The sequence below is a fragment of the Tropicimonas sp. IMCC6043 genome (genome assembly GCF_004146235.1).
Taxonomy (GTDB): Bacteria; Pseudomonadota; Alphaproteobacteria; order Rhodobacterales; family Rhodobacteraceae; genus Tropicimonas.
In genome coordinates, this window is record NZ_SELO01000071.1 from 1 (window position 1) to 11,985 (window position 11,985).

13 protein-coding genes, 1 tRNA gene and 2 pseudogenes are annotated in these 11,985 nt (G+C 56.3%); 7 read left to right on the forward strand and 9 right to left on the reverse strand.

The window, feature by feature from the left end:
* The 4 genes from EU800_RS24490 to EU800_RS24505 form a co-directional block, all read left to right on the forward strand.
* Positions 1–221, forward strand: a 221-nt coding sequence (locus EU800_RS24490; protein ID WP_129636110.1) for an integrase core domain-containing protein, incomplete at its 5' end; no start/stop codon positions are given.
* Positions 222–261: 40 nt separating this feature from the next.
* Positions 262–675 carry a hypothetical protein gene (locus EU800_RS24495; protein WP_129636111.1) on the forward strand — a complete coding sequence of 138 codons (414 nt, stop codon included), beginning with the start codon at positions 262–264 and terminating at the stop codon, positions 673–675.
* A gap of 959 nt (positions 676–1,634) precedes the next feature.
* Positions 1,635–2,066: a DUF6626 family protein gene (locus EU800_RS24500; RefSeq protein WP_129636112.1), complete on the forward strand. Its 432-nt coding sequence runs from the start codon at positions 1,635–1,637 to the stop codon at positions 2,064–2,066.
* 125 nt (positions 2,067–2,191) lie between these two features.
* Entirely contained in the window at positions 2,192–2,764 is a 573-nt protein-coding gene (locus EU800_RS24505) for a site-specific integrase (protein WP_129636113.1), read from the forward strand.
* A gap of 143 nt (positions 2,765–2,907) precedes the next feature.
* Here the strand turns inward: EU800_RS24505 and EU800_RS24510 are convergent, their stop codons facing one another.
* A complete protein-coding gene (locus EU800_RS24510) occupies positions 2,908–3,864 on the reverse strand; it encodes a hypothetical protein (protein ID WP_129636114.1) in 957 nt (318 codons plus the stop codon).
* Between the two features lie 32 nt (positions 3,865–3,896).
* Positions 3,897–5,039 carry a glycosyltransferase gene (locus EU800_RS24515; protein WP_129636115.1) on the reverse strand — a complete coding sequence of 381 codons (1,143 nt, stop codon included), beginning with the start codon at positions 5,037–5,039 and terminating at the stop codon, positions 3,897–3,899.
* A gap of 179 nt (positions 5,040–5,218) precedes the next feature.
* Here EU800_RS24515 and EU800_RS27045 point away from each other — a divergent pair.
* Positions 5,219–5,326: transfer RNA gene (locus EU800_RS27045), tRNA-Phe, on the forward strand.
* Positions 5,327–5,400: 74 nt separating this feature from the next.
* Here EU800_RS27045 and EU800_RS24520 read toward each other — a convergent pair.
* The 4 genes from EU800_RS24520 to EU800_RS24535 form a co-directional block, all read right to left on the reverse strand.
* Positions 5,401–6,453: a tyrosine-type recombinase/integrase gene (locus tag EU800_RS24520; RefSeq protein WP_242500817.1), complete on the reverse strand. Its 1,053-nt coding sequence runs from the start codon at positions 6,451–6,453 to the stop codon at positions 5,401–5,403.
* 196 nt (positions 6,454–6,649) lie between these two features.
* Positions 6,650–6,859, reverse strand: a complete 210-nt coding sequence (locus EU800_RS24525) for an AlpA family transcriptional regulator (protein ID WP_129636116.1) — start codon at positions 6,857–6,859, stop codon at positions 6,650–6,652.
* A gap of 17 nt (positions 6,860–6,876) precedes the next feature.
* A complete protein-coding gene (locus EU800_RS24530) occupies positions 6,877–7,329 on the reverse strand; it encodes a hypothetical protein (protein ID WP_129636117.1) in 453 nt (150 codons plus the stop codon).
* Positions 7,330–7,359: 30 nt separating this feature from the next.
* Positions 7,360–7,581: a hypothetical protein gene (locus tag EU800_RS24535; protein WP_129636118.1), complete on the reverse strand. Its 222-nt coding sequence runs from the start codon at positions 7,579–7,581 to the stop codon at positions 7,360–7,362.
* Positions 7,582–7,894: 313 nt separating this feature from the next.
* On the opposite strand from EU800_RS24535, the pseudogene EU800_RS24540 reads away from it, so the two are divergent.
* Together EU800_RS24540 and EU800_RS24545 are read left to right on the forward strand one after the other, a co-directional pair.
* Positions 7,895–8,332 (forward strand): annotated as a pseudogene (locus EU800_RS24540) (helix-turn-helix domain-containing protein); the annotation flags it as partial.
* Between the two features lie 61 nt (positions 8,333–8,393).
* Positions 8,394–9,086, forward strand: a pseudogene (locus EU800_RS24545) (IS6 family transposase).
* On the opposite strand, the gene EU800_RS27050 reads toward EU800_RS24545, so the two are convergent.
* The 3 genes from EU800_RS27050 to gmd form a co-directional block, all read right to left on the reverse strand.
* A complete protein-coding gene (locus EU800_RS27050; protein ID WP_165354836.1) occupies positions 9,073–9,225 on the reverse strand; it encodes a hypothetical protein in 153 nt (50 codons plus the stop codon). The pseudogene EU800_RS24545 and the gene EU800_RS27050 sit on opposite strands and share 14 nt — an antisense overlap.
* Positions 9,226–9,379: 154 nt before the next feature.
* Positions 9,380–10,324 carry an NAD-dependent epimerase/dehydratase family protein gene (locus EU800_RS24550; protein WP_165354837.1) on the reverse strand — a complete coding sequence of 315 codons (945 nt, stop codon included), beginning with the start codon at positions 10,322–10,324 and terminating at the stop codon, positions 9,380–9,382.
* A gap of 5 nt (positions 10,325–10,329) precedes the next feature.
* Positions 10,330–11,322 (reverse strand): GDP-mannose 4,6-dehydratase, encoded by a 993-nt coding sequence (gene gmd, locus EU800_RS24555; RefSeq protein WP_129636120.1) that lies wholly within the window; start codon positions 11,320–11,322, stop codon positions 10,330–10,332.
* Between the last annotated feature and the right edge of the window lie 663 nt (positions 11,323–11,985).

An 11,985-nucleotide genomic window follows, 5' to 3' on the forward strand; every position in this document is an offset into this window, starting at 1 on the left:
CGAAGCTGCGGGACGAGCTTCTCAACGGCGAGATCTTCTACAGCCTCGCCGAGGCGAAGATCGTCATCGAGAGTTGGCGGCATCACTACAACACGAAGCGCCCGCACTCATCGCTGGGATATCGCCCCCCGGCTCCAAAGGTCGTGCAGTGGCCGGCTTCGCCATCCGGCGCAGCTACGCCGGCCACACCAGCCGTAGCGCCCAGACCCGTCATGCACTAAGACTGAAACCGGACCACCCTATTGGGGCAGGCCACTAAATGTGTCAATTCCCTTGGAAGTCCGCTCGCCGCAACTCATAAAGAGCCTACGTGCACTCCTGGAAGATCATAAGGACAAGGTATCAGCCGCACGCAATAAGAGCCGCGCACTATATCCTGTTGCCGCCAGCGTTCGTTTGTCGACACTGCACCAGACGCTGGCCGTTTGGGACACTTGGAGCGAACACAAACATCGCAAGAAAAAGTATGAGCAGGCAGAGCTTGCAGGAATCTACGTGAACAGGGTCGTAAACGGCGAAACCATCGAAAGCCTTAAGCGCGCAGACCTGCCGTACAGTGATGTTCAGCAAGAGGTGCGCAGGCGGCAGATCATGGCATTCAATAGATACCTATCAGCCGCCAACGATTACGTGGAGAATGTCGGCAACGGCCACTTCCCGCTTCGCAGCAAGTAGACCGCTCCTCCGCCTGGAATGTCTGTTAACAGACACCTCATTGGCCGCCTAGCATCAGTGCCTTCGAAATACTCCTTAGCCCGCTCATGCTAAATAATGGCAGGAGAAGACAATGAGCCTGCGGAAACTTGAAAACAGCCTAAATAGACTTTCAACTGATAGTCTGCGCTATAGTCGCCGCGAACGCCTTGAGACCGCCAACTTGTTACTCACGGCACTAAGCGAGCAGATTAGCCATTTGCACGAACAGCTGAGAGAAGACAGTACAGCCGCACGGCGACAGGCACAGCGCCGCGAAACTGAAGTTGATCCAAAGCCACCAGTGAAACCTGTTCGTGTCGCAGAGCCGTCAAAACCAAGAAAGCCCAAGTACTCAGGGAACCACGCACCATCCGCGGCAAGGAGATAAATAAATTTGCAGGCTAAGGCTTCTGCCACCTGCTAAGACAAACTGACCACAAGGTTGGCACGCCAGTTGTTATCGTGCTGTGAACCCGTTCTGATGTGAGACGGTAAGCAACGCATTGTCAGTTATGCGCTTCAACAGTCTACCCTGCCACCGCGCGCAGGATGCCCAAAGCACACCGCCTATGCGGAACCGTGCTTACTGTTGTCGTAAAGGTTGTAGCGCAGTGATGCGTGAAAATGAGAAAATTGTGAGACGGAACGACACGCTGCTCAGCAGTACCCGTCATCGTGCTGGATCAAGCTTCGCTACACCAGCTCCAGCACGTGCGTATGATGCCCCTGTAATAGAGATGATAGCAAAACCTGCTCTTCCCATGTGGTTTGGTGAGTGTAGCCTATAAGCGACGCGTAAAGCTAACTGATAGATCACGCCGCAAGATAGGCGTGATCTATTGGCTCTGCGTAAAACCCTAGATCAATTTATAGGATTTAGCCAGAACTCTGAAAAATTGCTGTCGAGCAAATGCGAAGCGACAGCGAAGTGATTTGCGATGGCAGCTGCTGATGCGAAGCAGCGGCATACGAAGGTCGGCGAAGACAGTCAACCAAGAAGACAATTAAGGAGATCCATGATGACATTGATGGAGAAGGTCTATGACCAACTACATGAGCATTCGCTTGTGGAAACCGCAGAAGAGTTCAGCAGGGATTGGTGCTGGCGCAGCAAGAGCTGGTTTGCGGTCCAGAAGAACAAGAAAGGTGACTTTTCTATTCCAGTCGCAATCAACTGCCTGAACGCAGTCAAGGTGAAGATCGCCATGGCGCACCTCAAGCGCAAAAAGCTTGGCAACTTGGTGGACAGCGATATTCGCATACTGAGCGAGGTCAGAAGCATGCTTGAAGAGCATCTGCTTGAGCAGCACAGGATTGCGGCGGTGGCAGAGACGGAAACAGTGGTGGCAAAGATGTTAGGAAATCAGTAGACCATAACATCTTGGCTGAATCTCCTTGGATTGCAACAACTTAGCTTGATGGCCTTTTTCGATCGTTTTGCAAAATGTGCGGATTTATAATGACTTCTGACAGAACCACACATTTCAGGTGAGACATGAAACAGGCCAAGCTACTAGCCCAGGCGGAGCAGAAGCGTGTCAGCGCGCTCATCGACGCCCACCGTTACAGTGCACGAAACCATGCAATCTTCGCTCTCAGCTTTTTTGCTGGCCTCCGCGCATGCGAGATCGCCGCGCTCAAAGTGGGCGATGTGTATGGAGCAGATGGGCAGGTGCGCGACACGATCTTCTTGACGGCAGGCCAGACCAAGGGCGACGAAGCGAACACGGTGCTGGTGAGCAAGAAGCTCAGCAAAGCGCTCGCGGTCTACGCAGCAGCATACCCCCGCCATACCAGCAAGCGAGATGCCCCACTCTTTTTCAGTGCCAAGCGCGGCGGCTTCAGCGCCCAGACCATCGTCAACCTGTTCGCACGGTTCTACACGCTTGCAGGCATCAAGGGTGCTAGCTCGCACAGCGGGCGCCGTCAGTTCCTGACGGAGCTGGCTGACAAGGGCGTCAACGCTCGCGTCATCCAGGCCCTTGCGCGCCACAAGCATCTGAACACAACCATGCGCTATATCGACCTCAACGAGAACAAGTTACGGAATGCAATCGAGCTCATTTGAGGACTTCGACAGCAGATTGCACTTGAGATCAATAAGCTAACCCACCCGTCAAAGCGAGCGGCTTCTTCACCGCCCACTTGCCGACTCTCCACTTTGCGATAGGGACCGCACGCACCCCTCTTGGAGAGAGTCCATTTCGCCGCTCATTCCGAACGAGAGTGCGCATCAATAAATGCCAATGCCTTGTCGCACATGGCAATGTATCTCTCTTTCGGAAACTGATCCAACTCCTCACCAAGCCTTCCCAGCGCCAGAAAACAGTACACTTGAAATTCAAGCGCCGAAATCCCCAAAGCACTCTGATATGCTGAGATAAGCCTATCGTTACTACTCGACCCCACCTTGAACAGGGATGAGCACAGCCTCATCCAGTCAACGCAAGGATAGCCATTCATACGGGATCCCCGCCAATCAATTACTGTAAAGTCCCCCAAAACGGGGTTAATCCTCGGAAACGCCCTCCTAACAAAGAACACATTGCCAATCCAGAAATCACCGTGCTGAGCAGCGGTAAACAGGCTCACTCTCTCACCGCGCACAACCCCAAGATACTCAGTTGCACGATCTCTCACCCTGCCTGATAAGGCTTCATCATCGCGCAGTGATACAAGAGGCTGCACAAAATAGCGTTCAATATCTGAAGGCGTACTAGGATACTGCCTCGTTTCCTTCGCCAACTCAACTATCCAGGGAAGGATTACGCTTCCCGCCCTACGCCTCTGGAAAGCTTTCACCAAGCGAAAGTCTGAGAGCGGGCTTAGCCTAGTAAATGCAGCGTACGTTTGTTTCCCAAACCTTCCTTCTACAACGGGCATGGCAATGTGACAGCCAACACGATGACTAACCCGCACCGCGATCTCGCGAGCTTGGGCAACATCAGCTTGGACAACACTGGGAAACGACGGGTTCGAGATCAAGAGAACAATGTCATCACTGCGTCTCTTGCCATCTACGTAGAACGCCAAAGTTGCATCCTTAACTCGCCCCTTGCCAATCGGACGACTGATCCAACGCGTCGATGACACCTCAAGAGTATCCCCCAAAGATCTGGAGACTTCCATAGCGATATCCAGTACATACTCTTCGAACTCAATCAACATTCTAGATCCAGACACATTTCAGAATCCCCACCTTACGTACGCTTAAGTAATGATTTATACCACTCATCCCTCCTTAAGTGCATTTCCTCAATCGTATAACTATCCGCCATAGACGCCAAAGAATCTCGCAGGTCTTGCTTTGCATCGGCACTCATGGAAATCGCTTTTTGAAGAGCATCATGAAGCGAATCAACGTCGCCCTGCTTATAAAGCAATTCGGGAGCCAAGCCGATTCCAGAATAGGCGTTGGTATTTGGACAAATAGGTATCGCCCCTCGTGAAATCGCGTCAAAGATCAATCTTGGCTGCTCGTCATTGAGGTTAGTGAGGGCAACAACATCTGTATCACGCATCAAGGAAAAATAATCATTAGGATATGAAAGCCACCCCAGAAAATGAACGCTTTCGGAGATCTCCAAGTCACCCACTAGCGCCTCCAATCTATGGCGGTCTGGACCATCTCCAGCTATCCGAAGCTCAATTTTTTCTCCACCCCTCAACATCTTCGCCGCCGCTCGCACTCCAATGTCTACACCTTTCATTGGCTCCAATCGAGATATTAGCGAAACTCTCGGCGGCTCGTGCTCTCGCGGCCTTTCTATCTCAAAGTTTTTTTTAGAAACCCAACTTGCAGTTTCGACGAGCAGGGAGGTTGCATGCCCCTCAACAAGTGATACCAATCCTTTTCCGACAACCCTTACGCCAGAACAATTCCGTGCAAGAAAAATTTGCGTGAGACGAATATCTAAAGCCCTAAGGCGCGCCTTTACCTGAGCAAGTATGCTGCTCCTCGCGGCGTTCATTATGCTTGTTTTAGCACGGTTTGAAGATATCCCAAGCACTGAAACCTTGCCATATTTCTTAGAGTACCTTAGGGCGCGCCGCGATACTGAAGATGTAGTCCATCCAAAGTTTCCTGGAATCTCAAGGATATCAGAATGCTCCAGGAGCTGGCGCAGCTTGCCATCCTCCAAATCTTCGATACTTGTAATGCCAGCCCTAGGATCAATTTTGGTTAGACCACTATCCGTAGGCTCGCGAACTGGACAGATCAGATGCATTCCTCCACGCTGCTCAATACTGGCATTTAAATCCACCGCCCAAAGAGGGTCCGTAAAGAAGGCTTCGCCGCGCCGCTCAACAGGTATTAGAGAAACTTGAAGGCTTTTGTACATTCCTTAGACCATCCAAAAGTGAGCGCTGGGAGAGATTCTGTCGTTTCTGCAAGCAAGCGATCCTTGGATGCGCCCCTAGCCTCTGCTTCGACGAAGCATACCCTCCTCTTTCGTAAGGGCAAGGCGGAGCGTCGATTGGAGTAAGCCAGTGCGTTCGAGTATGTTTGTGCACATTTTTATGCACAGTATTTCTTTGATATGATATATTGTTGTTTTCACTATATTTTTTGTTTTGTGTGCGGCTTGAAAATCCGTGTACACCGGTTCGATTCCGGTACTCGCCTCCACATGTTTTCAATGACTTGCGCGTCACCCGTGCTTGCGCGGGTTTCACCGTTTACATGTGCGTTTACAGTTATGTTCATGCTGCGCCCCCTTTCGCTTGGGCCAATTTGAGCAGAACTGCGTCGGTTTCGTCGGGCGAGACACGGGCATAGTGCTCGATCACGTTCGCCGCATAGCGGATAGACCAGCCCATGTGATTGGCAATTTCCGCAAGGGACAGGCCCGCATTCAGCAGCCGCGTTGCAGCCGTCCCGCGAGCGTCGTATAGGCGCAGATCATCAGACAGCTTGGCCTTATCCCGCCACTGGCGGACGCCTTCGGACGCTCGGTGCGGGGTCAGGGGATTGCCGGTAGCATTCGTGAGGATCAGCATCCGGTCGGGCGGTGTTGCGTCGATCACCTCAGCCAGGGCGGGCGTGATAGGAATATGAGCCAGCCGCTTGCGCTTGTTCGTCCTGACGCGCAGGCGGCGGCCGCGAGGGGTCTGCTCGACATGTGCCGGTGTTAGCTTGATGAGGTCAGCCGGGCGAAGGCCGGTTTCGCAGGCGGCACAGAGAATGCGCTGCACCCATTCCGGGGAAACCGCGTTGAAGGCTTCCCGGTCAGCCTGGGTCCAGACGATTTCCGAGCGGTCCACCTCATAGAGCCGGTGGAGCTTGTGGCAATGATGTTCGGACAGCTTGCCCTCCTCTACCGCCCAATTGAGGATGCGGACGGCGTGGGTGCCTGCCATGTCATGCTGCTTTGGCGAGTGCTTCCAGAGTGCCCGCCATGCGTTCACCTCACCGCGCGCGCCGCGCTCCTCGAAGATAATGGCGGGCGCATCTCTAAAGTGTTCCGCGAAGCGCAGCCCCCATTTCCTGATGTCAGACTTCGACCGTTCGCCTTTGGGCATGGCGGTGCTAGAAAGAAAGTCGTCCACCATCTGGGGAGTCATGTAGTCGGCCGGCTGAGGGCGCGCGGTGGCTTCCGCGAACGCCTGGTAGAATGCCGGATCGCGCGGTTTCCGGTGGCCATCTTCCCAAAATTTGGGGCCGCCACGCCATGCGTAGAAGTGATAGCGGCTCTTACCGCTCGCCAGCCTCCGGCGGACGCGATGCACCCCCTTGGGTAGGTCAGGTTGCGGCACGGGTAGCCCTCCACTTGTCCAGCGGGGTCGGGTCGGCATTCGCAATGGCGCCGACGGATTTTGCTGTGATCTCGTACCGGAGGCCGTCGCAACCTTCCACTTTGATGGACACATGGTCATACCCTGCAGCCTTTGCGGCCTCGAAGGCGGGCGACAGGTCGGACTTACGGATTGCGGGGCGCAGACGTCTCATGTCTTAGGCCCACCCGAGATCATGGCGCACAAGGTCGCCAAGCCGCCAGTATGGCATGCCGTTCATTTCCATGACGGGAAGCGGAAATTCGCCATTCTTCATGGCCTTTTCTATCGCGCTGCGAGACATTCCGGTGGCGCGCTGAACCTTGCGGGTTCTCGCGGCCCATTCATCGCAGAATTCAAGAAAGATGGACCTCTCTAGTTCGGTCATCGGAACGCCACTTTCAATCAATTTCCTGTCTTCGTTCCTGCATCCTGGAACAGCTGATCCACCTTACGGAGTATTGCGCCGACCCTGATGCTGACAATTGCCAAGTTGGGCGAAGCGTCGTGAAGCGCGGAAAGTTGGTTCGGAACCAGTTCATTCACTACTCCACCATTGCCAAAGTCCTTTGCGGGGAAAACAAGGTATTCCCCCTGCCCTCCGGACGGTCGGCGTGCTTCATCCATGATCACTTCCGCCCAGGCTGCCCCATCATCGATAGGGCAGCCGATCTTGGACAGGGCTCCGATGAGAGCAAACTCGGTCACATTGTCTTTCGTATACACCCGTGCTCTGCCGGGAACGGTCGGCAAGAGCCTCGTGCGGAGGGTGACTTCCGGGCGCCGGATCCAGTTTTCTGTGTCCGCCCGCGTTACCCCGAGGGCATCGCCCCAATCCGAATGTCTCAGTGTCTTCATTTGCGTCTCGTTCGAAGGCTGGTATGTGGCCTATTGGGCTTCGGGCGGCTCATTCTGGCTTGTTTCGGCATACATGATGAATCTGATGGTAGTCGCGCAGGAATAGGCCATGACCCCAATTGCTCTGAACGCCTCTGCGGCCGAGAGCGCGCGATCAACACCGATGTCTTCTGAGAGCAGAGCAGCATTCACCACTGCTGCCAGATGGTAGATAACCTCCGCTTTTTCAGCGATGTGGTCGTATTCAAGCATGAGCCTCATCCTCAGTTTATAACTGAGCTATAGACGAGGGCAAAGCATCTGTTAATGACTGAGGTATACTGACTGATCTTTTTCTGTTTCCTGCAATTGGTCGCTAGTGTTCGCCACCTGACGAAAGATTCCCATCGGTTGTGATCTGCGTCAGTGTTGGGGCATGAGACGCGATGACATCTGCCTGTACCTGAGCCCTGATGACCGAGCCGAACTTCAATCCTTGGTCACCGACCGCAACACGGCGCGCAAGTTGGTGTGGCGAGCTGAGATCGTTCTGGCGACAGCGGCCGGCCATGGCACATTTTAGATCATGCGGCGCGCAAAGACTTCGAAGCCCACGGTCTGGCGCTGGCAGGAGCGGTACCTGGACGAAGGCGTGGACGGCCTCAGGCGCGACAAGACCAGGCCGTCGCGGGTGCCGCCGCTGCCTCGGGAAACGCGCCTGAAGGTGATCGCCAAGACGGTGCAGGAGCCCCCTCCGAACGCTACGCATTGGAGCCGCTCCACCATGGCCGAGGCGGTTGGCATCTCGCCGTCGAGCGTCGGCCGCATATGGGCTGAGGCGGGTCTGAAACCGCACCTGACGAAGGGCTTCAAGGTCTCCAACGATCCGATGTTCGAAGAGAAGGTCACCGATATCGTCGGGTTCTACCTCGATCCGCCGGAGCGAGCTGTGGTGCTCTGCGTCGACGAAAAGTCTCAGATTCCCGGCCCCTCCACCGACAACGGTCGTCGTCGGAACTTCGGGCCAGCCGGCGCTGTCACATTAACCGGTTGGCGATCGAGCAAGCCTGACTATATGGGCTTGCATGCGCCAACTTTCCTACGCCCGCCACCGGTTCCCGCCGGCGATCATCCAGCATGCCGTCTGGCTCCACTTCCGGTTTGCGCTGAGCTATCGCGATGTCGAGGACATGCTCGCCGAACGGGGAATCGATGTGTCCTACGAGACCGTTCGGCGATGGGCGCTGAAGTTTGGCGGTATCTACGCCGAGCGGATCCGCCGGCGCCGGCCACGACCTACTGGTCGTTGGCACCTGGATGAAGTCTTTCTCAAGATCGGCGGCAAGATCGTCTATCTCTGGCGCGCCGTCGATGACGAGGGAGAGGTCCTCGATGTGCTCGTTCAATCAAAGCGGGATCGAAGAGCAGCCCTGAAATTACTGAGGAAATTGCTGAAGCGGCAAGGCTACGCCCCTGATGCGATCGTGACGGACCATCTTCGGTCCTACGGCGCCGCCTTGCGCTAGTTGGATCTGGCCGACCGGCACGTCACCGGCGGGCGTTCCAACAACCGAGCAGAGGTTTCGCATCAGCCGACCCGGCGCCGAGAGCGGCAGCAAATTCGGTTCAAGTCCCCCGGATCGGCACAGCGAATCCTCTCTTCCCACGCCGCCATCACAAACCACTTCAACGTCCAACGCCATCTGATTTCCCGCCGCACGCTGAAGACCCTCCGCGCCAGGGCATCTGCCGACTGGCGTGAGATCATTGCGGCCTGAGGCCGCCTTCGGAAGGTGCTGCCGACCACCCCGAGTTGCCGTGACACCGCCAGTTCATCTGTTCGATCCTGTCGGCGCTCTCCGGCTCGCGGCCGAGCAATTCGCGGTAGGCCCAGATCACCTCATCCCGATCAATCATTCTTCACCCTCACTTCCTTGCTTCCGACACAGTTGCCGGTATCAGCCGACAACTTTCGGAACCAGATGGCTTTCCGTAAAAAAGCAGTGTCTTCCCGCAAGTGCTGTGGCGCTTCGTGCTCGAGGTCATGACGATTCTGCTTCGAACGAACCAATCAAGAACTCAACTCCAAGTAGACATCTCGCAGGCTGTCCCATATGGAATAACGCGGGAACCACCCGGTAATCGAAGAAAGCTTCTCCGAAGATCCGCGAATGCTCGGCAGATCGCTCGGACGCTGACGAGCGGGGTCCAGTTCGACCTTCACATCGAGGCCGGAGATATCGATCAGCGCATCGAGAACGCTACGAATCAGCGTCGCCTTGTCGGACGAAATATTGAAGATTTCGCCCGGGACCAGCGCATCCGACTGCTCCACCAGCGTCGCATAGGCTTCCGCCACGTCGCGCACATCGAGTAAGTCGCGCTCAGCCTCTAGGTTTCCGACGCGAAGCACAGGATCCTGCTTACCAGAGGCGATTCGGGCGAGTTGCGCCGCGAAGGCTGGCACTACGAAATCCTCGGATTGTCCAGGACCGATGTGATTGAAGGGCCGAAGGCGCAAGCACTTCAACCCTTCGCCCGCAAGCGCCCCGATCGCCAGATCGCCCGCGGCCTTGGTCACGGCATACGGATCCATCGGCGCCAGCACCATCTCTTCCGTCAGGGCCTTGCCGGAAAGCGCGCTGCGCCCATAGACGAGGCCGGAGGAAACATGAAACAGCCATGTTTCCGGATTGGCCCGGAGAACCAACCTCCCCAGCGCCTCCGGCGCCGTGGCATGCAGCAACCACGCCTGAGCCAGCGCCTTGCTCGCCGACACGGGCGAGGCGATGCCCGCGAGGTTGATCACGTGCGTCGGGCGAATGTCAGCCAGCGCCGCGTCGAGTGCCGCCTCGTCGGTCAGGTCAAGCGATCGGGTACCTCCTGCGGCATTTCCCGCGTGCGAGGTAGCGACGACCTCGGCATCACCGGCGAACCGCGCCTCAAGTGCGTGCCTCAGGTAGCCCCCGACGAAACCGCCTGCGCCTAGGATCAGGATCCGGTACGGCACGGACACGGCCGTCAGCGCCCGGTCCGGTTGCCGATGCGCTCGAGATCCGCTTCGACCATCTCGGACACGAGTTGTTCCAGCGGGCACTCCGACTCCCAACCCAGCTTCTCTCGGGCCTTGGACGGGTCGCCCAGCAGCACGTCGACTTCCGCCGGACGAAAGAAACGTGGATCGACCACGACGTGATCCTCGAAGTTCAGGCCGACATGATCGAAGGCAAGGCGGCAGAAGTCGCGCACCGAGGTCGTCCGCCCAGTCGCCACGACGTAGTCGTCGGCCTTTTCCTGCTGCAGCATCAACCACATGGCGCGGACATAGTCGCGCGCATGACCCCAATCGCGAGTGGCATCGAGATTACCGAGCGCAATCTTGTGCTGAAGCCCGAGCTTGATGCGGGCGACGCCGTCCGTGATCTTCCGCGTCACGAACTCGATCCCGCGCAGTGGCGATTCATGGTTGAACAGGATTCCCGATGAGGCATGCATCCCGAAACTCTCGCGGTAGTTCACCGTCATCGAGTGGGCGTAGAGCTTTGCCGCCGCGTAGGGCGAGCGGGGATAGAACGGTGTATTCTCATTTTGGATCGGCGATTGAATCGCTCCATACATCTCGGAAGACGAGGCCTGGTAGAAACGAGCGTCTGCCGCTTCCAGCCGCACTGCCTCCAGCATGTTGACCGCCCCGAGACCGGTCACGTTGCCTGTGAGCAGTGGTTGCTGCCAGGAGGACTTCACGAAGGACTGCGCAGCCAAGTTGTAAACCTCGTCTGGTTCCACTTCCCGAACAACGCGAATTAGCCCCGAAATATCGGTCAGATTGCCGTCGTGAACCTGAATATCGGAGACGATATTCAACCAGCGGAGGCGAGAATCGATGACGTCGGCAGAGGCACTACGGCGGACCAAGCCGTGGACCTCATACCCCTGCGACAATAACAATTGGCAGAGGTAGGCGCCGTCCTGCCCGGTCACTCCGGTAACAAGCGCCTTTTTCTTTCCTGACATGAATTAGCTCCAGATTCGATACCTGTTGCCCAGCTTCCCCACGGGCGACTTCATTTGTCGTGTGGATTGCCGGAACGCAACCCCACATTTCTTCCGGACTTGGGACGCACCGTCCATCCCCAGCGAAGGCACACCTGGCTAGTGAACGCTCCAGTGTTCAGTGTTTGACGCTTGGTAGCTGTTGCCTCGGAGTTCTTCAAGCGCGTTCGGCGCGCGACGTTCCCGTTTGGGGATATGGGGTGGTTGCCGTCCTCCCCGGACGGCACCGCAAAGTGCCAAGATCGTGGTTATGCGGCCACGAGTGCAGGAGAGGACGGAGCATGAAGGGTACGATGATTCTCGTGGACCTGGCCCAGAACGTTTTTCAGGTTTGTAACTCTTCCACTCATCGAACGTCGCCTTTGCTCCCGCATTCCCCAAGTAATCCGCTGATTTCGCTGTCTTGATCTGGGTTTTTTGCATATACAACAGAGCATTGGCGACTGCGACGGGGGTGTTTCCACACTACACGACGCGGGTAAATTGGGTGTGGCTGAGACCGGCGTGAGCGATTCTGATGAGGGACTCGACCTCGCCAAAGGAACGGTCCCTTGGAAGTCCACGCTCTTGCCAGCCTTCAGAAGGTTCTATCGCCACATATTCCTCTCGGAAAGACTCGCCTCG

Excerpts from the sequence above, each read along its gene's own strand:
- EU800_RS24500 (WP_129636112.1), top strand. The coding sequence starts at position 1,635 with ATGGCAGCTGCTGATGCGAAGCAGCGGCATACGAAGGTCGGCGAAGAC.
- EU800_RS24505 (WP_129636113.1), top strand. The coding sequence starts at position 2,192 with ATGAAACAGGCCAAGCTACTAGCCCAGGCGGAGCAGAAGCGTGTCAGC.
- EU800_RS24510 (WP_129636114.1), bottom strand. The coding sequence starts at position 3,864 with ATGTTGATTGAGTTCGAAGAGTATGTACTGGATATCGCTATGGAAGTC.
- EU800_RS24515 (WP_129636115.1), bottom strand. The coding sequence starts at position 5,039 with ATGTACAAAAGCCTTCAAGTTTCTCTAATACCTGTTGAGCGGCGCGGC.
- EU800_RS24525 (WP_129636116.1), bottom strand. The coding sequence starts at position 6,859 with ATGACCGAACTAGAGAGGTCCATCTTTCTTGAATTCTGCGATGAATGG.
- EU800_RS24530 (WP_129636117.1), bottom strand. The coding sequence starts at position 7,329 with ATGAAGACACTGAGACATTCGGATTGGGGCGATGCCCTCGGGGTAACG.
- EU800_RS24535 (WP_129636118.1), bottom strand. The coding sequence starts at position 7,581 with ATGCTTGAATACGACCACATCGCTGAAAAAGCGGAGGTTATCTACCAT.
- EU800_RS27050 (WP_165354836.1), bottom strand. The coding sequence starts at position 9,225 with ATGATTGATCGGGATGAGGTGATCTGGGCCTACCGCGAATTGCTCGGC.
- gmd (WP_129636120.1), bottom strand. The coding sequence starts at position 11,322 with ATGTCAGGAAAGAAAAAGGCGCTTGTTACCGGAGTGACCGGGCAGGAC.